Consider the following 20,014-nt stretch of genomic DNA (forward strand, 5'->3'; position numbering starts at 1 on the left):
GAACTCGGGCATGCATGACCTGAATGATCTGTACTACTTCGCGATGGTGGTCGACCACGGCGGATTCGCCGCCGCCGAGCGCGCCTTGGGCATCCCCAAGTCGCGACTGAGCCGCCGCATCAGCCAGCTGGAAACCGACCTGGGCGTGCGCCTGCTGCAGCGCTCCACGCGCCGTTTCGCGGTCACCGACGTCGGCACCAGCGTGCACCGCCATGCGCAGACGATGCTGGCCGAGGCCCAGGCCGCACGCGAAGTGGTGGACCGACTCAGCGCCGAACCGCGCGGCGTGGTGCGCGCCAGCGTGCCGGTGTCGCTGGCGCAGATGCAGCTGCCCAAGCTGCTGCCCAAGTTCCTCGAGCAGTATCCGAAGGTGCGGCTGCAGCTGAACATCAGCAACCGCCGTGTGGACATCATCAATGAAGGCTACGACGTGGCCCTGCGCGTGCGTTCGCGCCTGGACGACGACGGCAGCCTGGTGATGCGCAGCTTCGGTCAGGTGCAGGAACTGCTGGTGGCCAGCCCGAAGTACCTGGACCGCGCCGGCCGTCCCAAGGACCCGGAAGAACTGACCCAGCACGTCACCCTCAGCATCAGCGAAGACGAAGCCCGCCAGCGCTGGGAGCTGCATGGCCCGGAAGGCGAAGTGCGCCGGGTTGACCTGCAGCCGCGCGTGGCCGGCTTCGACTTCCCGCTGCTGCAGAGCATGGTGAAGGACGGCTTCGGCATCACCATGCTGCCGGAAACCGTGTGCGCCGACGCCGTGCGCAACGGCGAGCTGGAAGTGGTGCTGCCGGACTGGTCACTGCCGCAGGGCGTGTGCCATGCCGTGTTCGCCTCGCGCCGTGGCCTGCTGCCGGCGGTGCGCGTGTTCACCGACTTCCTGGCCGAGCACCTGCCGCCGCAGCTGGAGGCCTCGCGCCTGGATTGCGGTGGCGCCTGTGAAAAGGCCAAGGAGCGGATCAAGGCCAGTGCACTGGGTGCGCTGGCCGTGGATGCCGGCTGAGAGCGCTGAACGGCAACGCCGGGCCATGCCCGGCGTTGCTGTATTCCGGCGCCGATCACTTCCGGCCGAACAGCCGGTCCCAGAAGCTCCGGCGCCGCGGTGCGGCCGGTGGCGGTTCGGCCGCAACGACGGGCGCTTCCAGCACCGCCATCAGCTCCGCGCTGCGTGGCTTCTTCAGGAAGCGCGCGTAGTCCAGATAACTGGTGACCTTGCTCATGTGCAGGCGTTCGGGCATTGCCGGCAATGCACCGTCCTGCAACAGCACCCGCAATGCCTGCGGACGGTCCAGGCGGATCGCCTCGAACAGCGCGGTGCCGCCACAGCCCGGTTCGATCTGGTTGGCGCGCTGTGGCGCATCTTTCAGCAGGGCTCGCAGCGCCTCCGCGTCATCGCGCTCCACGGCGGCCACCAGCCGCGCCAGCGCCTCGGCTTCCGCAGGCGGCAGGTTGTCGCGATAGGCCTGGTCGGCGATCTCGCGCTCGTCGCGCCCGTCACCGCCCTCGATGCACAGGAAATCGGTGACCAGGGCGACCGGTATGCCGGACGTATCCAGCGCCCAATAGCTGGGATAGACACCGTCGCCCCAGCCACTGGTGAATACCACCAGGCCGTGCGGCGAGTCCTCGCCCCAGGGGCGGTACTCGGCGCCTTCATCCAGGCCATCGTGATCGATCAGTGCATCCGACCATTCACCCTCTTCGTCGCCATCGGCCTGTTCGATCAGGGCCAGCAGCGCCTGCTGGGTGTCGGTGTCCATGAAGCAACCGATACCGGCGTCGACCGGATAGCCGATGAAGCTGTCCTCATCCAGGCCGGTCAGGTCCTGCGTGGTCCAGCGCGCCATCTGCCAGTGCAGGGCGGACGCAGTGAGCAACTGGCGCGGCTTGAACCAGACCATCGCCAGCGCCGGGCGGCCGCTGTGCACGATGATCTCGACCGGGTGCCGGCCCAGCGGCGCGGTGTAGTCGGCCAGCGCCGGCGCCTCGGCCTGGACCAGCGGATCGCAGACCACCAGCTGCCCGCTGCTGACCGGCAGGTGCCCGGCGAAGGTACGGTGCAGGGCCACCGCAGCCAACTGGGTGTCATCCAGCAGGGTGGTGCGCAGGTTGGCCAGATCGAGATGGGCCATGGCGGCTCCGATTGCAGTGGAGGCCCCACCGTGCCGGATGCGGAGGGCAGGGGCAAGGGTGGTCTTGGGCAAATGCCGTTCACGTGCGAGAATACGCCGCTGCCCGGGCATCCGGGACCCGATTGGAGAGATGGCCGAGCGGTTTAAGGCACCGGTCTTGAAAACCGGCGAAGGGTTAAACCTTCCGTGGGTTCGAATCCCACTCTCTCCGCCAATCCTTAGTAAGTGTTTGTTTGTAAACGACATTTTTTAGGGACTTGAAGGGCGGCTTGGGGCACAAATCGGGGCACAACTCCGATGCGGTTACCAAGCTATCTCACTCGCTCTTCCACTGGTCGTTACCAGTTTCGCATGCGCGTTCCGACGGACATGCGCGGCATCGTCGGCAAACCTTTCGTCAAGCATCCCTTGGGCATCCACCTGTATAGCGCAAGAGTGGCTGCCTTGGCCATCGCGCAGCGTTATGCTCAAGCATTCGATGCCATCAGGGATGGGTGCATGACCAAGAAGGGACTCACGGTTGAGGATGTTCTCCGCAGCGTCGCGGAGAACGGCTCCAGGCGTTATGAAATTGACTTGCCGGGCTTCCGTCTTCGGACCACGGATGCGGCCGACCATGCTCGAGCAATGGAGGCGTTGGAAGAAATCGGCAAGTTCCACTTCCGTGATGCGGGTGCAGTTCCGGCGGCGGCTGGGCCAAACCCGTTGGAATCAGCGGCGGCGCAGCCCCTGCCAGCTGAGACGATCAGCCTCATCGATGCGAAGCGAATCTGGCAGGACAAAGTCGCCGCCGAGGACATCGAGGTCAAAACGGTCGGCATCAAACTGCTTCCCGTGACAGAGCTGATCGAGTTCTTGGGCGCCGAGCGCGAGCTGCATACCATCACGCGGCCTGAGATGGCCCGCTTCTACGACCATTTGGCCAAGCGCGGGTTAACGCGTTCTACACTCAACAATCGCCAGAGCTACCTCGCAGGAAAGAGAGGATTCTTCACTTGGGCAATGGCTTCAGGCTATGTGCTCAAGGGAGACAATGTCGCCGCAGGTCACGTCAGCGTTTCGATGGCGGAGAAGCGCAAGCGCAGGAAGTTTGGCTTCCAGGCCTTTACCTTGGATCAGGTTCATCAACTCTTCGCGCCCGATAGCTTCAAGCAGCTTTCAACGGGAGCGCGCTGGGCGGCTTTGTTGGGCCTGTATACGGGAGCCCGGGCGGGTGAGGTGGGGCAGCTGTTCACCCTCGACGTCAAGGAGGAGGAGGGGATCCCGTGCATACGGTTTACCGATGAGGGGGAGGATCAGCGGTTGAAGACCGATGTTTCCAATCGGGTCGTCCCGTTGCATCCCGACCTGATCAAGCTCGGTTTCTTGGACTACGTCGCCGAACGAAGGGAGAGCGGGGACTGGCGATTGTTTCCGCAGGCTGACAGTAAGGCGAAGAATGGTGCGGGGAACTGGATATCGAAGGCGTTCAGCTACTACCTCCAAAAGCACAGTGGTGGGTGGCCGAAAGCGAAGCGTGGTTTCCATAGTCTCCGAAAGACCGTGATTCAGGAGATGCAGGGCAGCGGTGTGGCCTCTGAGATGCGAGCCCAAATCGTCGGCCACGAATTGGACGACGAACACCACGCGACTTACAGCAGGCCCTTTACGGTGAGTGAGAAGCTCAACGGTGCCGGAGGAACGCCAGCTTTGGGTGTCCTAGATTACGGAATCGACCTGGAGGCGCTGCGCACCCTGCCGGCGCGCAAGGTCGGGCGGCGCAGCAGCAATGCTGCCGCGCGCTCTTCAAAGGTCGGCCGTAAGGGGAGCGAGCCGAACTAATGGCCCTCACTGCCGCCGATGCCTACCGACGAGCCATCGACCGCTTTCTCGGCAAACTCTCTGGCTCCGAAACCGTGGGCCAGATGGAGAAGAAGGTTGCAGACCATCTGCGCCTAGCGAAGTTGCGCCCCACGGTGGACGTGGAGCTGAGCTTCAATGAGGCCGCTGGGGTGTTGGCAATCAGCACGGCTCAACTGCACCACCTCTTGAAGGAGCACGCCCCGTCGGGGACGTTGTTCATGGTGAAGGGGGCGCGCAAGCGCTCGACCACCCTCACCCTGTTGATGGCCTGGGCTGCCGAACTCAATGCGAAGGGCCTCTGGAAACCGTTGAGCGAACGGGGTTTGACGATCAATACACTCCTTACTGCCGAACTGCCGTTTCTGGTGGCCAAAGGGCCCAAGGCTAAGCAGTTCTTCCTGGAGCCACTGACTGACCAACCGATCACCGATGCGGTAATTCGCCAGCTCCAAGCATTCGGCGCGCAGATCGGGCTTGGGATTCGGGTCTGCACACTGACCGAGGCATTCGCCCAGCCATGGCAGAACCCTGACGTCAAGCGCCAGTGGGTGGACGCATTCAACAACGCAGCCCAAGCCCAGGCCAGCCGCCTGCGGGACCTTGCTCAGCAGCTCGACGCCTCGCGAGCTAGGGTGATCGAACAAGCGCTCGACGAGCGTTTGAACCAAACCGCCCAACACACGCTAGCACTCAAGAGAAAGCGCGTCTAAGCAGTGCCTGAATCGGATTGGAAGCCTCCAATGTCCGTATTTTGGGTGGCGCTGAATTTGGATGATTACTCCAACGTCCCGGTGGTCGGAGCGATGGAGCAAAAAGATGGGCCTTGATATGTATGGGGGGAAGATCCGCAAGGAGGAGACGTCGTGCGAGGGACAGGTGTTCTTTCAGTGGCGATGCCATCCCAACCTCCACGGCTGGATGTTCGGGCTGCACAGTGCACGGACGGGGTGCTCTGACCCGTTTGAGTTCAACATGGTTCGCGTGTTTCTCGGAGCGGCAGACCTCGACGCATTGGAGCAGGCTGTCCTCGATGAGCGGCTGCCCCACACGGTGGGCTTTTTCTTCGGTGAATTGGATCCCGATCAAGCTGAAGAAGATCTGGACTTCATTGCGCAGGCCCGCGCATTGATCAACGACGGTTGGGACGTGTTCTACAACTCTTGGTGGTAACCCGCCCTACGGCAAGGGGATGGAGAAGTGGCTGAGCAAGCTGGCCAACCACCCCGGCGGCGGTATCGCCCTGGTGCCGGTCAGCATGGAAACGGGGTGGATGCACAACTGCGTGCTTTCCCACCCCAACGTGACGGCGATCCTGTTTACCCGCGGGCGGCTGGAGGCTCCCAAGGACGACCCGTGGCAGCGGATGCGTTGAGTTCGTGTCTCAGCTGGAGAGACAGTTGGGCACCATCATTGCTGCTAGGAACACGGTGTTCCCTTCGGCTATCCTGCCCAGGGTATCCATCACTGGTATTGCTAACAACAGGGGGCGTTATGGCAAGCGTGACAGTAAGGACGCGGGATGAGCTGGAAGCGGCCAAGAATGCAAAGGCGCAGCAGATTGTGGTTGTGGGCAAGTTGGCAGACGACCTGAAGAAGACGCGCAAGTTCGCCAAGCTTGGTGCCGTCGGTGTTGCAGCAATCGTTGCTGCAGTTGGGCTCGCTCCAGTAACGGCTGGGCTCAGCACGCTCAGCCTGGGGGCGGTCGCGACAGTCACTGGAGTCGAGATCATCGGCATCATCACCGCCGCAAGCCTTGGTCTCTCTTTGATCCTCGCAATCTACAAAGGCTACGATGTGGAATACGAGGCTGGCGGAAAGGTCATTTTCAAGCGCAAGGAAGGAAAGTGATGCCCGGCTTCGTTCCAGGGGCGCCTTACCTTTTTGTTTGCGAGAAGTGCAGTCATCACTTTCAGCGGAAGATCAACTTGGGGCTCTTCTGTCCGGCATGCAAGTCGCTGTCCGTGAAGCCTCGTTTGGTCTGTAAGTAGTGCTCGTTGGCCGCCATAAAGTTGGCGGCCACTTCCAATGACCGGTCGAATCGGGTTTAACATCGCGGTCTCAGGTGCCCCGTAACCCTTTTGCTTCAAAGCGCTCCAGTATCGCCGTCACGGCTTCTGCGGCACGGTCCGGTGACGCATCTATGCGTTCCAAGCCCGTCATGGCGACGGGCAACGGCGCATTCGGATCGGTCGTGGCCACCACGGCCAGGACTCTTCCTCGGATGGTGTCTTCCACCGTGGTCCATTCGTCGGCGAGACGCTGGGGTTTATCGGTGAGAAGGACCACCATGACGGGGCCGGGTGTCAGCAGGCGGTTGGAGCGTCCCCGAAGTGCTGCGCTGTTGTGGACATGGATGGCCCGGCGGTGCCCATCTTCGGTCAGTTGGACCAGGACGCTGTGGCAGCTCGGCGCGCCCATCAGCGCCTTAATGAAGTGGCGCTTGAGATGGCCTGCGGTTCTGCCGGTAGCGATTGAACAGGCAAGGCGGCCATAGACGGTGGCCTTCTCGGCCTCGATGTCCATCTCCAATGCCCGCAGCATGGCCAGAAAATCTTCCGAGGTCATGGCCTCCGCGTTCTCGGGGAACACCTGACCCTCAAGCGCGGCACGGGTGAACTCCCGGTAGCGCTCCTCAGTGCGCTTGGCAAGCCAGGCGGCGATGAATTTTGGGCCCTTCGAAAGAACGGCGAACGGACCGGAGATTTCCTCCAGGGGGGCAAGGTCAGGGTAGTCCATCGGGGTCTCGTGACGGTTTGCGGGTCCAGGTAGCTCATCCTCAAGCCTTCAAGCCCGTTCTTCAATCCTCCGGTTGAATTCCCCATTGGCAACGCGCGTGAGCTCGAACAGGTTGAGCGCTGGGAGCGCTGCAAGGCTAGTCTGCGCGCGAAGGTCGAGCATCCGTTCCGGGTGATCAAGCGGCAGTTCGGCTACACCAAGGTGCGCTATCTCGGCTTGATCAAGAACACGGCACAGGTGCTCACCCTGTTCGCGCTGTCCAACCTGTGGATGGTGCGCCGGAAGCTGTTGGCGGCACAGGGGTAACTCCGTCTTGAGGTGCCCGCAAGGGCACTTCGAGAGCGGAAAACATGGCAGTCCGCCGCGTCTGAAGGCCCAGGATGACTCCGGCGCTGAAAACCCACGACTCAGTGTGAATTGATCAGACCATCCCTATTTCTACTTTTGGCCGCTGCTAAAAATGGGGGGATTACCCGACGAGCTCCGCCAGGCCGCTTTTGACGAGCATTGGGACGACGAGACAAATTAAGATGAGTGGAAGGAGGACGCCCGCATCGACAGCGGCAAGACTACGAGGCCTTCCTGACGGCCGCGACCGAGTATCCGCTCCACTTCGCTGTTGCATGCGGCGATGCAGAATGGGCCGGTGACCTGCTCAAGGCTGGACGCACGCCTCAGGATCCCGATTTAGAAGGAACAACGCCCACGGATCTTCTGGGGCGGCCAGGTAATGATCAATCCGATCAGGTCATTCGTGCCCACAACCGATCCAAGCTTTTTGACGAGCTCCTTCCCGCTGCCAATGCTTGGAATCCACCGGAAGGCGGATTTGGGGCCGACGCCAAACGTCAAGTCGGTGCGGCCATGAAAGCCCAGGGTGAGGAAAGGGAAGCCAGAAGCCTCGAATCCGACAACGGTTTTGACATGGAAAAAGAAAGGCCGCAAGAGCCGTCTTCTTCTATTTAATTCCCTTGCGAGGTTCTGATTTTCTGCTAATGGTGGGAGGTCAAAATACTATTGTGGAGGTGTGGGTTGAACATTTCGAATCTCAAAGACGTTCTTCTGAAGCAAATCGGGCTTACCAAAATCCCCGCTGATGTGAACGCAAGGGATGAAGATTGGCTGGATCAAACGCCACTTCATGATGCGCATCACCCGCGCGAAGTTCGGAGGCTGTTGGATGCTGGGGCTGACATCGAAGCGAGGGATGGCCTTGGAAATACGCCGCTTCATTCTGTGACAAGCGAGGGAGCCGTGATTGAACTGATCAAGGCCGGGGCAGACATCAATGCGCAGAATAACCAAGGGGAAACACCGCTTTTTAACGCGAGAGGGCAAGGGGATGCCAGGGCGTTGATTGCGGCCGGGGCAGACATTCATGCGCGCGATAACCGAGGGAAAACGCCCCTTTTCGGAGCGAGCGAAGGGGCTTTAAGGGAGCTCGTGAAGGCTGGCGCTGACATCAACGCTCGCGACACCCAAGGGAACACCCCGTTGTTTGGCGCACACAACGACAGTCTCAAAGCGTTGCTGAAGGCGGGAGCGGATGTCAGCGCGAGGAATAATGAAGGGCAAACCCCTCTCTTCCGAGCAACCGGGCAGACGGAGGCCCGCGCCTTGATTGCGGCCGGGGCAGACATCCTAGCCCGGGATAACCGAGGGCGAACCCCTCTCTTCGAGGCGAACACGGGCGCGCTTAAGGAACTTCTGAAAGCAGGCCTTGATCCCGCGGCGAGCGATGACCAGGGGAATCAACCGCTGCATATAGCCAGGGACCCCGAGGCGGTGGCCTTGCTCACCCGTGCAGGCGCAGACGTCATTGCACGGCGAATGGACGGCCAGGCGCCGATCCACCGTGCGATTTTTCCAGAGACGATTGAAGCGCTCGCCAAGGCAGGGGCGGATATGAACGCCCAAGACAACAACGGGAATACCTCTCTTCATGCGGGCCGCGATGCCACTGTCTGGAGTGCGCTGATTGAGGCGGGCGCAGATCCCCACATCCAAAACCAAAAGGGCGAAGCGCCGATCAACAGCGGCAAGCCATTTTTCAACGACTTGCGGGCTCAAGAGAGGGCCAAGCTCCTGGTCAGCCTGCTCCCGCCCGCCAACGCTTGGAAGCCACCGGAAGGCGGGTTTGGGGCCGATGCCAAACGCCAGGTTGGTGCGGCCATGAAGGCCCACGGGCAGGACAGCCAAACCCAGGAAGCCCCTCGCTTGCGAGCGCGCTTCTAAGCCCAAGGGAAAGGCGGCGAAACGGGAACGAGGGCGACGAATGCTTGCCCCATCCGCGCCACCGCTCGATCCACCTTGTTCCAGTCCACGTCTACCATGTGGACGGGAGCAGGTGGTGGTAAGGCGCTGCGGCGCACATCGATCTCGAGTGAGCCGATCTTGAACGACTTCCAGATGGGAGGCTTGGGGGTCTTGGTCTGAAAGAATTCACCGGTCTGCTTGAGCTGGAACTCAAGCATTCCGAAAGCTTTCAACAGCCGATAGGCATTGTCGGGTGATACGGGCATGGCCACATCGTAGCCCAGCCTACTGCTACCCCGCAGCCTTCCACGGACGCCCCTGTCGGGCAGCAATGTCCGCCGCGTCCTCGACCCCCTTCATCCACCAATGGGTATCGTCCAGAGTGGCCGGGGCACCGCGCTCATCCAGCAGGCGGTCCAATGCCTCGCACGCGGCGAACTCGGCATCCCGCTCCCGGCTGCCCGGTGGGTGCGCATGCGCCCGGCCATGGCGATATGCGACCAGGGTCTTGGCGCCCATGTTCCGGCTTTGGGCCAGGTTCGTGCTCTCCAACGGATCAACCCCGTTGTCCAGTAAGGCGCGAACGGTCGGAGCGTCAGCGGTGAGCAGGGCGACGTGGAACGGCGAGTAGCCACGGGCGTCGTGCGCGTTGGGTTGGGCCCCGCGCCCGATCGCCGCAGCCACCTGAGCGGGGTTGCGCTGTTGGATTGCAGCGAGCAACTCGGTGTTGGCCATGCGTCCTCCTTTCCCACTGGTTTACCGCGGCAGCGGAAACGCGCAAGGGGGCAGGCGTTTGAAAAACTGTGGGGCAACCCCAGCAGTTTTTCGCTTTAGTCGGGAATGCCCACTGGACAGATGGATCTTATCTGCTTGCATGGGGTTGAAGGGATACAAATGTATTCCATGGGGGAGACGGGGATGGGGATCGCGAAAACCATTGATGGGGCGGGAGGAAAAACGCTGAAGCGGTCGAAACGTCCACCCACCCGAAACGCCGAGCTCTACACCGTGACCGTCTACCCCGAGCGAAAGAACGCCGCGATCGCCGTGACTTGGCGCACCCCCACGGGGCATGCGAGAAGCCTTAACCTGGGTTGCCACGCCTTGCGGGTGATCGAAACCCAATCGGGGCTTCCCGACAAGTGAGCACGGCGGCGCCGTCCAAGTCCAGCAGGCCATGCCCTGGAACCAATCGCAGTTGGCGGCCGCATTCCAGACAAGCGCAACTGATCCGCGTGACCTGCAAGAGCGAGCCGTCGGCCCGCCGCACACCCTCAACCTGATCGATGAAGGAACGTCCAATGTTGGGCATGAAGATGAACAAAAAGCTGAACAGAGCGGAATGCATATGATGCACCGTGACAACCCCACCGGAACCTGATGAGAAAATTGAATTCTGAAGAATTCATCTACGGGGTCGTCCGCGCAGTCCGCACGCCAGATGCCGCTGCCCGATCCCTCTATTGCCGTAGCAGGAGCATGATCAAGAGGCGCGCTGCACGGTGACAGCCTAGGCACAGGGAAGTGACCGAGCGGCGCTGTTGGAAAGCGCTGAGCCAGTGCGTTCACCAGCAAAAGGCCAGACCGGCGGCCAGTCGGTTGCGACCACTGCCGAGGGTGTGTGTCGCACGTTGCCCTAAAGAGGCCACTTGCTAGGGGTGCCGATCACGACGATGCCCTGAACTGCCGGGGCGTCACCTGGGGCGAGGGGAGTCACCCCGTTGGTTCGGCGGCGCCAACTGGGGTCAGCGCCATGGCGGAGAGTTTCACGATTGTCGCGCCCATCGGACGCACGGAGATCTTGCTAGGACGGAGGTCAAGCGCCAGTGAACGCGCTTGGGTTAAACCGCGCTAGAGGCCTACCCAACCTGGATGGCGGCCAGAGCGTCTTTGGTTGAGAGAGGGCGGCCGTAATGCCATCCCTGGCCGATGGCCTCTGGCGCGATCCGGTAGAGAAGTAGCTCTTGCTCTTCTGTTTCGACGCCTTCTGCGATGACATCCAGCCCAAGCTCACGCGCGATGCGATACATCCCTGGCAACACGGGCCGCAAGGGTGAGTCCTCGTTGATAGCGGCCACGAACATGCGATCGATCTTGATTCCTCGAAACGGTGACTGGGCGAGGTGAGAGAAGTTCGCGCTGCCCGTCCCGAAGTCGTCGATCAAGAACCGGTATCCCAGAACCGAGAGGGCCTGCATGTTGCTCTTGGCGGCGGCAGACACGAGTTCTTCCCGCTCGGTGATCTCGATGCGAATCTGTTCGGGGGACACGCCAGAATCGGTGGAAACGCTGCTGATGTAGCGAACGATGCACTCTTGGGCCATGTCCACGGGCTCGGCATTGATGCTCACGTAGAGGTTTCTGTGCTCCCGCAGAGCGGGGGCGAGGTCAGTCATGGCACGGGCCAGCACGTATCGAAAAAGATCAGGACTCAGGCCGAGGCGGTGGGCGATGGGCACGAAGACGGCCGGCGGGATTTCATCGTCTCCCGGCGGGCGCCAGCGGCTGAGCGCTTCAAATCCCACGAGCTCCCGCGTGCCAATTCGACGCAGTGGCTGGTAGGCCAGTTCGATCTCGCTGCGCTTCAGTGCAAGCACCAACCGTTGCTGGATGGTTTGCCGAGCCGTGATTTGGTGTTTGATCAGCAAGAACGCGAGCAACAGCCCTACCGAGGCACCCGCTGCCAGGATGGTGGTGAGCAACGCCGAGGGCAGTTCGGACACCACGTGCCTAGGGCTGGTAACGAACGCGCAAACGTCGGCCACCCGGCTGCAATGTTGAGCTTGGACGAGAGACGGGGTGCCGACGCGGCTGGTCGGGGACAAGGTGCGGAATGTAAACGATCGGTCCTTCGTTTCGATGCTGATGGAGCTGCTGCGCGCAGGGTCCAAGCTCTCGAAGGCAGACGGGGAGGACACGGTGAATGTGTCGCCTTGGGCGATCAGATTGGACCCGGTGTAGGGGGAGCCAACGAGATCCGATGCGTGCCAAAGCCGGACAGCGCCGCTGGAGAAGCGTGGGGCGGGGAGGGTGTAGGGGCGCGAGCGCCCCCAGAGAGCGCTGCAGACAAGGCGTCCGTCTCGGATGCGACCGATGTCGCTCATGTAGCTGGAGCGGAACGCGATCTCTTTCAGTGAGTCAATGTCGGTAGCCGAGCAAGGCGGCTGTCCAATGCGAGAGGCTTGTTCGGCCGCGACGCGCCTTGCAAGGGATATAGCCTCCGAGCGCGCCACCGCGGCTTCCGCCACGGCCTCCGCCCCTGCCTTGTCACGCACGTAGAGGATGGCTTGGGCCACGGCGAGCATCGCCAGAAGGCACACCGCCGTGGCTCCTACGATGGTCAGGACGTAGCGAAGCCGATTTTTTCGAACTCTCAAAGCAACCCCCGATCTGACACGCTCCATCGCTGCGCTGGGCTTTGCGCCTCATTTACCTAGTAAGAGGCATATCGGCAAGCTGCCCATGAGCTTCAGCCCTAACCCCACCGGCATGCAAGCCCTGATCGAACAACCATACACCCGCGCCTGAGCTGTACAGCTGACGGACGCGAGCCAAGGGTCCGTCAGCGGTGACATTTGCGTCGCTTTTAATCACAGATGATCACTGTCACATGCCCCATCTGGTGCGGACGCTTGCCTTGCCCTGGGCGTCCCACACCTCCGCTGGCTTCTTCAGGCGAGATCGGAGGACGGCCGGGTCAACCGTGGGGCGGGCCGCCAGGACATCTTCCTGCTGCTCGTGGGTGAACCAGCGGCGCTGTGCGAAGCAGGTCCGCTCTTGTTCTGCCTTGTGGTCCAGCCATGAGTCGATCGTGCCCTGCTGGTCCTTGAGGAATGCCACCTCCTCGCGCAGGCGCTTCTCCGTCAGCGCCACGTTCAGCGCTTGAACCAAGGCGGCGCCCTGGGCATTGGGCAACCCATCGGCCTTCACTTCCCGATGCTGGCCCGGGTGGAGCGTGATGTCGGTCCAGAAGGTGCCGGCGTTGACGCGGTAAGCCGCCTCGTCTTCGACGTTGACCCGGTGGGTGCGCCCGTCCAGCGCCAAGGCGAGCTCCAGGCCGTCCAAGCGCAAGCGCCACTCCGATGATCCCGTGAGGCGCTGGCCCACCCACGACGGGGTCCATTCCTTCGCCATCCTTTTGCTGTCCATGCCCCGCGATCATCCAACGCTAAAGTGAGAAGCCGATCACGTCATGATAAAGCGTGAATGCCTGTGTGGGCGGCCACCTTGGCCAACCCCGGGTGCCAAGTCCCCTTGGCCATGCGCTGCTGGACGCGGGCGCGATATGCATCGGGTGAGGGGGCCGGGGTGGGGCGTTTGTGGCGGCGCAGGTTGCAAAGGTGGCACGCGGCCACGACGTTGTCCGCCACGTCCTTCCCGCCGTCCTGACGGGCAAGCAGGTGTTCTGCCGTGCATTGGAAGGGTCCTGCCGAACGGGGGCGCAGCCCCAGCTCGTCGGGCGAGCACAGCCACATCGGACCGCTGCAGTAGTAGCAGCGGCCTTGCTGGGCGTGGAAAGAACGGGTGCGCAGGATTTTGAGGGTCTTCGTGCTCAACGGTGGGCTCCGGAATCGAAAAGGATTCCCGCGCCCCCATTGGGTGGACCTCGGGCACCCGGAGCCTATTGGCTATGCGGGCACAACACCGACGCTTTAGCGACCGGCAGGGGTTTTATACGCCGTGCCACGGGCCTGAGCAAGAGGGCGCCACTCACAAGTGGCCGTAGTCTCGGTTAGAACAACCCCGCTGAATCCAGGTGGTGATGTTGGCCCGGCAGAGATCCTCGTCCTGTCCGTCCACGTTGGTCATGCCCGATGGCGGCGCGGACCACATCTTCTGCAGCACGTAACGAGGCTCAACGCCCATGCTGGTCAGGTAGCCAGCTATTTGCCGGTAGGGCTGGCTGTCAAAGGGGATGGCATGACCATTGGGTGTGTAGATCTGATGGAATCCGAGCTTGGGATAGGGCGACCAGTTCTGCCGTTCAACCCCAGCCATGAAGACCAGAGGGCAGGCGGAGTAGCAGTTGTTGTAGAGGGTGGTGTCCAGCCGCTTGCGTCGAATGTAAGCACCGGCCTTCATAGCTTCATCGACGTAGCCCCCGCCGCTTCCCAGCATCACTACTTCTACCGTGGGGTTGGCCTCGATGGCGTCTTCGATCTTCTGTGCAAACCCGGCCTCAATATCACCCAACACCTTCAGGGCATGGCCCTCGTTCGTCACCACATAGAACGAGGATTGTCCCTCCTGCTTGATGTAGGCCTTGGGCAGGCCAAGCTGGCCGGCACAGTCCAGGTTCCAAGTGATCACACGTTCGTCGTGCGGCATGTCCAGCATGCGCTGAGCAACGCTGGCGAAGTTGCCTAGGGAATTGCCCATGATTCGGAGGTCTGAAGCATTCTCGGTGGTTTGAGTCTCGTAGTCCGGCTCGTATGCGATAGCCAGCGGGGTTACCAAGTCCGCCTTGTCCAGCAGCTGGCCGAGCACAAAGCACGTGTGCTCAGGGATGTGGATTTCGTTGAACGCCGTGCCGGCCGAACTTGCCCCATCGATGGACACGCCAGCCTGGAACACCTTGGTGCCCAATGCGTCCCTTTCTTTAATCAGCTTTCTCAGCCGCGCCACCACCGCCGGATCATCGACGTGCCCCCTCGGTTCATCGGCGGCGGGAGCAGGCTCTTCCACCTGCGCCGGCTTCGTTTCCGCTTCGGGAGTTGGCTCGGGTAAAGCCGGAGCGGGAGTCGGTGCCACCACGGGCGGCGAGGGTGGTGTGGGCGCGTTGCATCCCACGAGCATGGCTACGAGGGCCAGGCCAATGATCCGTTGGCTCATAAAGTGTTCTTCCCCTGATTGGCAAAGAATACCCGAGGCCCCGAGGGATCGCATCGTGGGGCGATGACCCGCGCACCAGCAGCTAAGGCCGCGGATTCCCTTCCCGGTGCGGCCATGCCTATTTCGACCGCCGAGCACCCCGGACCATGCCCGACCAGAGCGAGGCGATGGCGGGAGGGGCGTGGGCCACTGCTCCATTGGGCGCGGTTGCCGGGTGCGAAACCTTGGGTCCACGCGTCTGAGCGCAAGTGCGTTGCACTCCTACACGGTGTTTCGGCCTCTCTGGCCTCCTGCGCTGCCGCTTCGTCGCTGCCGAGGTGCTGCACGGCCTTTCGTCTCCCCGGATCGGTTCGCGAGCAATCCGCTCGAACCCAACGGAGCAACACCATGATCAAGAAGAATCCCCAGCCCGCCACCGACCGCCTCGACGCCTTTCTGGTAGAGGAATACGAAGTCCAGGGCGAGAAGCGCAGCAACTGGTCGAAGATCGGCGCGGCCTGGCCGCACCAGGATGGCAAAGGTTACCGCCTCGTTCTCAACGCCCTGCCAGTCAACGGGGTGGTCGTGCTCCGCCTCCCGGAGCCCAAAGACGCCTGAACCCCATGGCGCCCTTCGGGGTCCCTTTCGTGTTCCTAAGGGAGAACGCCCGTGACGACCATCAACGCCCAGTGGTGCACCGCCTTCAACGCCGCTCTGCAAGCGCACTTCGCCCTCACCATACAGGACGCCGGGCTCACCGACACCGAGTTGTCCCGCTACAGCGACCTGCAGCCCAAAGAGGCTGCCCTCACCTTTGGCGAAGACCACGATCTGGAGCGCGTGGATCGCGGGTGGTTTGGCTAGCCGCTTTGGCTGCCATGCCATGCCCGACGGACGCCACTGGGACCAACTTGGCTCGGGCAGACTGTGAGGTGTGTCACGCAATCGGTAAACTGTGCCCGCGCCAAGGTAGGCGCTATCAGGGGCACCATGAAAAAGTTCGTTCTTCCTCTCGGCTTCTTGCTGCTGTCAGGCTGCGCCACGTTTGCGCCAGCGCCGCCGCGGCAGGTGGCTTTGACCACCACTTTCGATCCCAGCGAAGTTGCTTGGTTCTCTGAGAAAGGCACTGGCGCCATCAACGGCCAAGCCTTCTTCCAAACCCGGGGTGGTCAGCCCAGAACCTGCGCGGGGTTGGAAGTCTCCTTGCAGCCCAAGTCCGGCTATGGTCGCGAGCGCCTGATCGCGCTTTACGGCAGTGCCGAGAGCGGGTATACCACCGTGGGTTCGGCCAACGTGCAGTTCATCCCTGACAGCGCCGATTACAAGCAGGCGCGCAAGACATCGGTTTGCGACGCCCAAGGCAACTTCAGTTTTACTGGGCTGCCTGCAGGAGAATATTTCCTGACCACCGGCATCATGTGGTCCGTTCCCGGTCAAGAGTTCATGCCTCCGCAGGGTGGACTTCTGATGCAAAGCGTCAAGCTCTCGGATGGGGAATCCACGCGAGTCATCATGACCCGTTGAGGTTGGCCGCCCCAAAAACACCACGCCTTCAGCCGGCGAGTGAGTGAAGCGGACTGAGTTGGGGGGCATTGCGTGCCCCCCAAGTCAGTCAGCCAAGAAAGTTGGATGCTTGGTCGCGCCCTTGCCCAAGGGCATTGAATTGTTGAGTCAACGCCTGCAGCCCCTGCTGCAAGGCCGTGTTGTAGGTGAGCGTCTGGTGGCCGGCATGGGCGTCGGCCACTCCCGCAAGAGCCATGTTCCAAGCGACGGGCAGTAGTTGGGGGCTCGGGTGGCTGGCAATGATCGTTCGCAGCCCATACTCCAACGCCTTGAGGTATCCGCGATGGGCTTCCAGATCGACTTCGCAGGCATCCAATCGCGCTGCCAGCTCTTCTAGGGTTTGGGCCATGATCGGGCTCGACAGGGGGGAGATGAGGCCCGATAGTGGCAGAAAGCCGCCAGACTTTTGCGATGAGCATCCTCAACGTTCTGCTGAGTGCCAACCAGCTGGTTGTGACCGTGGACACATGGGCCGAAGACGCGCACAGCGGACAAGCTTCGGCGGGAGCCAAACTGCTCCTCATTCCCCAGCACCAACTGTTGCTGGCGACCCGAGGGTCAGCCCAGTTCTTCCTTCGCATCTACCAACTGTGCCTGGAGGCAAGTTTTCGGGCCGATTTCACGATGGAGCAACTGAGTGCTGAGCTCGGGCTCGTGATCGATCAGCTTTGGCCCAACTACATGAAGGCCGTTGCCGAGGCTGGGTTGCCGGCGGAACACTGCGCCACGGAGTTGGTCTTGGGTGGTTGGTCGCCCAAGAACGGCCGGATGATGGCCACGGCCTATGCCAAACACGACTTGACCGTTCCAGCGGTTGTCCAGCCCATAGGAGGACAGCTGGCGTCGCCCGGCGATCCGCTCAGGGAGTGGCCGCCCAGCATGGCCACCCAGGACCTGCTGGTGGCAGCGCAGCTCCAGGCTCGATACCTCAACGCCAGCATGGGGCGGACCGTCGCCGGCGGGCGGTTGCTATTGGGCTTTTTGAAGCCTGGCCAGGCGATGGTCAAAGACTTGGGCCCGATTTAGCCCTGCCAATTTGGTCACTCGGACCGTTCAAAGCATTGCCCCAGTCGAGCGTCGGCTGACGGGCAGGTGCAGCCGCGCCTGCAGCGTGATCGGGCTTTTCTCCCAAATTTTAGCTTTAGTCAAAATAACCCTCTTGTGGGTTTCGCGTGTCGGTGTATCCCAAGCGTATGACGTTCGCGATGCGTGCGTCTGACACCGACCAACGAAATGCAAAGGGGGAGAGATGTTCATTGGATTCAGACTGACGAAGCGGCTTGTCGTCAATGCCGTGGTTGCCCTGGTGCTGGCGCGATTGCTTTTCATGGGCATGGACGGCTTGGACCGGTTTTCCGACACGTGGAACCGCAACTTTGGGGCGAACATGCCCAACGCCAGCGGATTGCGCGGCGCCGTCAACGGCGCACGCCAGGTGTTCCCGTCTGGGCTGGACGAGTATGCGCGCCAAGGCGAACTGGACGCGGCCCAAAGCACCTCGTTCATGGACGTGTTTGCCAGCGTGTTCGGGCGCGTGAAAAACGAGGAGGTGATGTTGCCCTCTACCATCAATTCCGCCGGAGGGGAGGGATCGATCTATGACCGCTACGACCAATGATTTTGAATGGCTGTCCATCCTCTCCGGGTGGTCCTTGCTCAACGACAGCGCGGCGCTGCTGTGCACCCCCGGCCAGCGCTGGGCGGGCTTGGAGGGATTGCTCATCGGCTACGTCCTCATCGCTGGACAGTGGTTCGTCCTGGCCACCATGGCAGGGGCGCTGGCATGACCACCGTCGGCGCGGTGCTGGCCACCGTGCTGGGCCTGGCTGGCATCCTATGGGTCAACGGGCGGCATGCCAGCGGGGTGCGTCGTGAGCGTTACCGCTTGCGGGCCCAAATCCTGGCCGGTTTGGCGCTGGCGTGGGTGCTCACGATGGCGAGGCTGTCCACGTGAGCCGCCCACCTTACGTGCAGATGGCCGTTCGCGTGCCACGGCAGCTGAAAGATCGGCTGGAGCAGGCGGCAGCCCGAGAGGGGCTGCATGCCAGTGAGTTGGTGAGGTTGCTCTTGAACGATGGCCTGAAAAGGCGAGAAGCACCCGAATGAAAAGCAATAAAGAGGCCCCTGTAAGAGGGGCCTCTGTGTGGACTACTTGCCGCGCGTGTCGGCATATTGAGCAGCAGTGAAGTATCCGCTCAGGTGGTCCACGAACGTTTGAAGCAGGTGGCCGTGGTAATAGGCGTAGATGATCTGCCGTTCTTCTTGGGTGCCTTTCGCCATAGGGCCCACTGTAAAGGAGAGGTTCGGTTGCGTGGCGTCAGCGTTGATGTTGGCCTTGAACGCCAGCTTGCCTTTCCAGCGCTCGGAAGTGTGCCCAAAGTTCTCCCCCACCTGCTCCCACGTCTGAATGCTGTCCTGGCCTTGTTTGGCCTTGAGCTTCGCCTTGAACTTCTGGAGAAGGCCTGCTGGATCTTGGGTGTAGAACTTCAACATTTGGTTTCCCCTGTTAGACAGGACGCCCCTGCCCTGAAAAGCAGTTGGGGCGAGTTTTGGAAAGAGCAAGGGTCAACCTGGAGGCGGACCGGGTCTCCTTTGCTGAAGAGCCGAGGGAAACATGCGCTCTCACCTCATGAGTAAATCCTGATATAAGTGGCTTCCAGTCGAAACGAGGGGCCGCAATGAGTGTGGGAACGGATGTCCGCAGCTTGGAAACAATGGATCAGGAGGAGAAGCTCAGAGAGCTGTTCTCTAATGGACTGAGGTTGGCACGATTCAATTTAGACAGCTTGCCTGCTGAGGTGAAGGACTACGGAGCGGTATGGCTTTCAACCACCGAAGTCGCGCTAGTAGATGAGCGCATGATTGGCGCCTTGATAAGTGCGTTGAACACTCTTCGCGACGAACGCAATCTCCATGCGGCGCTAATTGCCGAACAGGACGCAGTGCTCGTCTTGCAGCGCGATGCGCTGAGAGCCATTGAAAGCTCTTCCCAACGGGACCAAGAAACCGAACGGCCCAGACGCGGTGGTTGGATCACGCGCGTCTTCGGGAAGGCGCGTCGGGCTGGAGATGCGTCACATTCGCTCTCGGGCAGTCTTCGCGAGGCTCTAGATGACCTGCTACCCGGCTGGGCAAAGGGCACCCTGAAGGTGGGCGAGGAAGTCTGGGAAATCTACGGCAAGAAGTAGAGAACAGTCGTCCAATAGTCCTAATCGACCGATCATTTCAGCGGGACTACGTCTTGGTTGTCCGTTCCGAGGGCTCTAAAGATTCCGCGTAGGTTCTCACCCGCGCCAGCAATTCACGCTGGCGTTCGGGTGGGAGCCGGGACACCACCAAGATCACTTCCGCCAGCACGTCGGACGTGGCGTGGAAATAGGCCACCGGGAGGCCCAGTTCTTCGGCCAGGCGTTCCATGGTTGCTTCGTCGGGCATGCGCTCCCCTCTCTCATAGCGAGAAATGCGCGGTGCCGCAGAGTTCTGGTCTTCCAATCCCAAAACTGCCCCAAGATCTGCCTGGCTCAGCCCTCGGGCCAAGCGAGCCTCACGGAGGCGGCGGCCGTAGGTATTGGACACAGGAAGCGGGGCTGGCATCGGTCGGAAGCTGAACGCAAGGATCGGCCCGCCAGTGTGATGCTTCCAAGCATCGCTTGCATTTGCCAAAATGGCAAATA

The 20,014-nt window shown here is 61.7% G+C and carries 29 protein-coding genes, 1 tRNA gene and 1 pseudogene; 20 read left to right on the plus strand and 11 right to left on the minus strand.

Annotated features, from left to right (window positions below; translation table 11 throughout):
- The first annotated feature begins 10 nt into the window (after nt 1-10).
- The gene (locus tag BKE09_RS19845; RefSeq protein ID WP_075677499.1) at nt 11-1,003 is read left to right on the plus strand and encodes a LysR family transcriptional regulator; all 993 of its coding nucleotides are present in this window, start codon (nt 11-13) and stop codon (nt 1,001-1,003) included.
- A 55-nt stretch (nt 1,004-1,058) separates the two neighbouring features.
- Here the strand turns inward: BKE09_RS19845 and BKE09_RS19850 are convergent, their stop codons facing one another.
- Complete coding sequence (locus tag BKE09_RS19850) at nt 1,059-2,132, minus strand: DUF4241 domain-containing protein (RefSeq protein ID WP_075677501.1); 1,074 nt, start codon at nt 2,130-2,132, stop codon at nt 1,059-1,061.
- A gap of 124 nt (nt 2,133-2,256) precedes the next feature.
- Here BKE09_RS19850 and BKE09_RS19855 point away from each other — a divergent pair.
- From BKE09_RS19855 to BKE09_RS19880, 6 genes are all read left to right on the plus strand, one after another.
- Nucleotides 2,257-2,346 (plus strand) — tRNA-Ser (locus BKE09_RS19855).
- Between the two features lie 83 nt (nt 2,347-2,429).
- A complete protein-coding gene (locus BKE09_RS19860; RefSeq protein WP_049460802.1) occupies nt 2,430-3,953 on the plus strand; it encodes a site-specific integrase in 1,524 nt (507 codons plus the stop codon).
- Entirely contained in the window at nt 3,953-4,684 is a 732-nt protein-coding gene (locus tag BKE09_RS19865) for a hypothetical protein (protein WP_075677503.1), read from the plus strand. Before BKE09_RS19860 ends, BKE09_RS19865 begins: the two co-directional genes overlap by 1 nt.
- A gap of 106 nt (nt 4,685-4,790) precedes the next feature.
- On the plus strand, nt 4,791-5,144 hold the full coding sequence (locus BKE09_RS19870) for a hypothetical protein (RefSeq protein ID WP_049460805.1): 354 nt from the start codon (nt 4,791-4,793) through the stop codon (nt 5,142-5,144).
- 19 nt (nt 5,145-5,163) lie between these two features.
- The gene (locus tag BKE09_RS19875; RefSeq protein ID WP_075677505.1) at nt 5,164-5,346 is read left to right on the plus strand and encodes a hypothetical protein; all 183 of its coding nucleotides are present in this window, start codon (nt 5,164-5,166) and stop codon (nt 5,344-5,346) included.
- A gap of 119 nt (nt 5,347-5,465) precedes the next feature.
- Entirely contained in the window at nt 5,466-5,822 is a 357-nt protein-coding gene (locus tag BKE09_RS19880) for a hypothetical protein (RefSeq protein WP_006375896.1), read from the plus strand.
- A 210-nt stretch (nt 5,823-6,032) separates the two neighbouring features.
- Here BKE09_RS19880 and BKE09_RS19885 read toward each other — a convergent pair whose 3' ends face one another.
- On the minus strand, nt 6,033-6,710 hold the full coding sequence (locus tag BKE09_RS19885) for a hypothetical protein (RefSeq protein WP_075677507.1): 678 nt from the start codon (nt 6,708-6,710) through the stop codon (nt 6,033-6,035).
- A gap of 114 nt (nt 6,711-6,824) precedes the next feature.
- On the opposite strand from BKE09_RS19885, the pseudogene BKE09_RS19890 reads away from it, so the two are divergent.
- The 3 genes and pseudogenes from BKE09_RS19890 to BKE09_RS19900 form a co-directional block, all read left to right on the plus strand.
- A pseudogene (locus BKE09_RS19890) lies at nt 6,825-7,016 on the plus strand (transposase); the annotation flags it as partial.
- A 228-nt stretch (nt 7,017-7,244) separates the two neighbouring features.
- Complete coding sequence (locus tag BKE09_RS23420; RefSeq protein WP_139319688.1) at nt 7,245-7,676, plus strand: hypothetical protein; 432 nt, start codon at nt 7,245-7,247, stop codon at nt 7,674-7,676.
- 66 nt (nt 7,677-7,742) lie between these two features.
- Complete coding sequence (locus BKE09_RS19900; RefSeq protein WP_075677511.1) at nt 7,743-8,945, plus strand: ankyrin repeat domain-containing protein; 1,203 nt, start codon at nt 7,743-7,745, stop codon at nt 8,943-8,945.
- Here the strand turns inward: BKE09_RS19900 and BKE09_RS19905 are convergent.
- Nucleotides 8,942-9,232 (minus strand): hypothetical protein, encoded by a 291-nt coding sequence (locus BKE09_RS19905; protein WP_139319689.1) that lies wholly within the window; start codon nt 9,230-9,232, stop codon nt 8,942-8,944. The genes BKE09_RS19900 and BKE09_RS19905 overlap by 4 nt on opposite strands.
- A 25-nt stretch (nt 9,233-9,257) precedes the next feature.
- Complete coding sequence (locus BKE09_RS19910; RefSeq protein ID WP_049460850.1) at nt 9,258-9,701, minus strand: ankyrin repeat domain-containing protein; 444 nt, start codon at nt 9,699-9,701, stop codon at nt 9,258-9,260.
- A 183-nt stretch (nt 9,702-9,884) separates the two neighbouring features.
- Between BKE09_RS19910 and BKE09_RS19915 the strand changes: the two genes are divergently transcribed.
- On the plus strand, nt 9,885-10,112 hold the full coding sequence (locus tag BKE09_RS19915; RefSeq protein WP_139319690.1) for a hypothetical protein: 228 nt from the start codon (nt 9,885-9,887) through the stop codon (nt 10,110-10,112).
- A 31-nt stretch (nt 10,113-10,143) separates the two neighbouring features.
- Nucleotides 10,144-10,347: a hypothetical protein gene (locus BKE09_RS23425; RefSeq protein ID WP_139319691.1), complete on the plus strand. Its 204-nt coding sequence runs from the start codon at nt 10,144-10,146 to the stop codon at nt 10,345-10,347.
- A 478-nt stretch (nt 10,348-10,825) separates the two neighbouring features.
- Here the strand turns inward: BKE09_RS23425 and BKE09_RS19920 are convergent, their stop codons facing one another.
- The 4 genes from BKE09_RS19920 to BKE09_RS19935 form a co-directional block, all read right to left on the minus strand.
- Nucleotides 10,826-12,286 (minus strand): EAL domain-containing protein, encoded by a 1,461-nt coding sequence (locus BKE09_RS19920; protein WP_235646486.1) that lies wholly within the window; start codon nt 12,284-12,286, stop codon nt 10,826-10,828.
- A gap of 286 nt (nt 12,287-12,572) precedes the next feature.
- Entirely contained in the window at nt 12,573-13,100 is a 528-nt protein-coding gene (locus BKE09_RS19925) for a hypothetical protein (RefSeq protein ID WP_240502951.1), read from the minus strand.
- A 56-nt stretch (nt 13,101-13,156) separates the two neighbouring features.
- Nucleotides 13,157-13,522 carry an HNH endonuclease gene (locus BKE09_RS19930; RefSeq protein WP_075677517.1) on the minus strand — a complete coding sequence of 122 codons (366 nt, stop codon included), beginning with the start codon at nt 13,520-13,522 and terminating at the stop codon, nt 13,157-13,159.
- 154 nt (nt 13,523-13,676) lie between these two features.
- On the minus strand, nt 13,677-14,798 hold the full coding sequence (locus BKE09_RS19935) for a hypothetical protein (RefSeq protein WP_139319692.1): 1,122 nt from the start codon (nt 14,796-14,798) through the stop codon (nt 13,677-13,679).
- Between the two features lie 387 nt (nt 14,799-15,185).
- Between BKE09_RS19935 and BKE09_RS19940 the strand changes: the two genes are divergently transcribed.
- From BKE09_RS19940 to BKE09_RS19950, 3 genes are all read left to right on the plus strand, one after another.
- On the plus strand, nt 15,186-15,395 hold the full coding sequence (locus BKE09_RS19940; protein ID WP_075677519.1) for a hypothetical protein: 210 nt from the start codon (nt 15,186-15,188) through the stop codon (nt 15,393-15,395).
- Between the two features lie 51 nt (nt 15,396-15,446).
- On the plus strand, nt 15,447-15,641 hold the full coding sequence (locus tag BKE09_RS19945; RefSeq protein WP_075677521.1) for a hypothetical protein: 195 nt from the start codon (nt 15,447-15,449) through the stop codon (nt 15,639-15,641).
- Between the two features lie 126 nt (nt 15,642-15,767).
- Complete coding sequence (locus tag BKE09_RS19950; protein ID WP_054172073.1) at nt 15,768-16,301, plus strand: hypothetical protein; 534 nt, start codon at nt 15,768-15,770, stop codon at nt 16,299-16,301.
- 88 nt (nt 16,302-16,389) lie between these two features.
- Here BKE09_RS19950 and BKE09_RS19955 read toward each other — a convergent pair whose 3' ends face one another.
- Entirely contained in the window at nt 16,390-16,689 is a 300-nt protein-coding gene (locus tag BKE09_RS19955; RefSeq protein ID WP_049462987.1) for a hypothetical protein, read from the minus strand.
- Between the two features lie 62 nt (nt 16,690-16,751).
- On the opposite strand from BKE09_RS19955, the gene BKE09_RS19960 reads away from it, so the two are divergent.
- The 4 genes from BKE09_RS19960 to BKE09_RS23565 all read left to right on the plus strand — a co-directional run bounded on the left by BKE09_RS19960 (nt 16,752) and on the right by BKE09_RS23565 (nt 18,294).
- Nucleotides 16,752-17,366: a hypothetical protein gene (locus tag BKE09_RS19960; protein ID WP_049463040.1), complete on the plus strand. Its 615-nt coding sequence runs from the start codon at nt 16,752-16,754 to the stop codon at nt 17,364-17,366.
- A 223-nt stretch (nt 17,367-17,589) separates the two neighbouring features.
- On the plus strand, nt 17,590-17,958 hold the full coding sequence (locus tag BKE09_RS19965; RefSeq protein WP_049462988.1) for a hypothetical protein: 369 nt from the start codon (nt 17,590-17,592) through the stop codon (nt 17,956-17,958).
- Nucleotides 17,939-18,127 carry a hypothetical protein gene (locus BKE09_RS19970; RefSeq protein ID WP_049462989.1) on the plus strand — a complete coding sequence of 63 codons (189 nt, stop codon included), beginning with the start codon at nt 17,939-17,941 and terminating at the stop codon, nt 18,125-18,127. Before BKE09_RS19965 ends, BKE09_RS19970 begins: the two co-directional genes overlap by 20 nt.
- Complete coding sequence (locus BKE09_RS23565) at nt 18,124-18,294, plus strand: hypothetical protein (RefSeq protein ID WP_157805905.1); 171 nt, start codon at nt 18,124-18,126, stop codon at nt 18,292-18,294. Before BKE09_RS19970 ends, BKE09_RS23565 begins: the two co-directional genes overlap by 4 nt.
- A gap of 194 nt (nt 18,295-18,488) precedes the next feature.
- Here BKE09_RS23565 and BKE09_RS19975 read toward each other — a convergent pair whose 3' ends face one another.
- Entirely contained in the window at nt 18,489-18,833 is a 345-nt protein-coding gene (locus BKE09_RS19975; protein WP_049462990.1) for a hypothetical protein, read from the minus strand.
- 185 nt (nt 18,834-19,018) lie between these two features.
- On the opposite strand from BKE09_RS19975, the gene BKE09_RS19980 reads away from it, so the two are divergent.
- A complete protein-coding gene (locus BKE09_RS19980; RefSeq protein ID WP_139319693.1) occupies nt 19,019-19,528 on the plus strand; it encodes a hypothetical protein in 510 nt (169 codons plus the stop codon).
- 46 nt (nt 19,529-19,574) lie between these two features.
- Here the strand turns inward: BKE09_RS19980 and BKE09_RS19985 are convergent, their stop codons facing one another.
- Complete coding sequence (locus tag BKE09_RS19985; protein WP_049462992.1) at nt 19,575-19,934, minus strand: helix-turn-helix transcriptional regulator; 360 nt, start codon at nt 19,932-19,934, stop codon at nt 19,575-19,577.
- Between the last annotated feature and the right edge of the window lie 80 nt (nt 19,935-20,014).

Source organism: Stenotrophomonas sp. TD3 (assembly GCF_001939825.1).
GTDB lineage: Bacteria > Pseudomonadota > Gammaproteobacteria > Xanthomonadales > Xanthomonadaceae > Stenotrophomonas.

Excerpts from the sequence above, each read along its gene's own strand:
- BKE09_RS19870 (WP_049460805.1), top strand. The coding sequence starts at position 4,791 with ATGGGCCTTGATATGTATGGGGGGAAGATCCGCAAGGAGGAGACGTCG.
- BKE09_RS19905 (WP_139319689.1), bottom strand. The coding sequence starts at position 9,232 with ATGCCCGTATCACCCGACAATGCCTATCGGCTGTTGAAAGCTTTCGGA.
- BKE09_RS19865 (WP_075677503.1), top strand. The coding sequence starts at position 3,953 with ATGGCCCTCACTGCCGCCGATGCCTACCGACGAGCCATCGACCGCTTT.
- BKE09_RS19960 (WP_049463040.1), top strand. The coding sequence starts at position 16,752 with ATGAGCATCCTCAACGTTCTGCTGAGTGCCAACCAGCTGGTTGTGACC.
- BKE09_RS19950 (WP_054172073.1), top strand. The coding sequence starts at position 15,768 with ATGAAAAAGTTCGTTCTTCCTCTCGGCTTCTTGCTGCTGTCAGGCTGC.
- BKE09_RS19975 (WP_049462990.1), bottom strand. The coding sequence starts at position 18,833 with ATGTTGAAGTTCTACACCCAAGATCCAGCAGGCCTTCTCCAGAAGTTC.
- BKE09_RS19875 (WP_075677505.1), top strand. The coding sequence starts at position 5,164 with ATGGAGAAGTGGCTGAGCAAGCTGGCCAACCACCCCGGCGGCGGTATC.
- BKE09_RS19915 (WP_139319690.1), top strand. The coding sequence starts at position 9,885 with ATGGGGATCGCGAAAACCATTGATGGGGCGGGAGGAAAAACGCTGAAG.
- BKE09_RS19850 (WP_075677501.1), bottom strand. The coding sequence starts at position 2,132 with ATGGCCCATCTCGATCTGGCCAACCTGCGCACCACCCTGCTGGATGAC.
- BKE09_RS23565 (WP_157805905.1), top strand. The coding sequence starts at position 18,124 with ATGACCACCGTCGGCGCGGTGCTGGCCACCGTGCTGGGCCTGGCTGGC.
- BKE09_RS19845 (WP_075677499.1), top strand. The coding sequence starts at position 11 with ATGCATGACCTGAATGATCTGTACTACTTCGCGATGGTGGTCGACCAC.
- BKE09_RS19885 (WP_075677507.1), bottom strand. The coding sequence starts at position 6,710 with ATGGACTACCCTGACCTTGCCCCCCTGGAGGAAATCTCCGGTCCGTTC.
- BKE09_RS23425 (WP_139319691.1), top strand. The coding sequence starts at position 10,144 with ATGCCCTGGAACCAATCGCAGTTGGCGGCCGCATTCCAGACAAGCGCA.
- BKE09_RS19860 (WP_049460802.1), top strand. The coding sequence starts at position 2,430 with ATGCGGTTACCAAGCTATCTCACTCGCTCTTCCACTGGTCGTTACCAG.
- BKE09_RS19880 (WP_006375896.1), top strand. The coding sequence starts at position 5,466 with ATGGCAAGCGTGACAGTAAGGACGCGGGATGAGCTGGAAGCGGCCAAG.
- BKE09_RS19940 (WP_075677519.1), top strand. The coding sequence starts at position 15,186 with ATGATCAAGAAGAATCCCCAGCCCGCCACCGACCGCCTCGACGCCTTT.
- BKE09_RS19955 (WP_049462987.1), bottom strand. The coding sequence starts at position 16,689 with ATGGCCCAAACCCTAGAAGAGCTGGCAGCGCGATTGGATGCCTGCGAA.
- BKE09_RS19910 (WP_049460850.1), bottom strand. The coding sequence starts at position 9,701 with ATGGCCAACACCGAGTTGCTCGCTGCAATCCAACAGCGCAACCCCGCT.
- BKE09_RS19980 (WP_139319693.1), top strand. The coding sequence starts at position 19,019 with ATGAGTGTGGGAACGGATGTCCGCAGCTTGGAAACAATGGATCAGGAG.
- BKE09_RS19985 (WP_049462992.1), bottom strand. The coding sequence starts at position 19,934 with ATGCCAGCCCCGCTTCCTGTGTCCAATACCTACGGCCGCCGCCTCCGT.
- BKE09_RS19935 (WP_139319692.1), bottom strand. The coding sequence starts at position 14,798 with ATGAGCCAACGGATCATTGGCCTGGCCCTCGTAGCCATGCTCGTGGGA.
- BKE09_RS19965 (WP_049462988.1), top strand. The coding sequence starts at position 17,590 with ATGTTCATTGGATTCAGACTGACGAAGCGGCTTGTCGTCAATGCCGTG.
- BKE09_RS19925 (WP_240502951.1), bottom strand. The coding sequence starts at position 13,100 with ATGGCGAAGGAATGGACCCCGTCGTGGGTGGGCCAGCGCCTCACGGGA.
- BKE09_RS19970 (WP_049462989.1), top strand. The coding sequence starts at position 17,939 with ATGACCGCTACGACCAATGATTTTGAATGGCTGTCCATCCTCTCCGGG.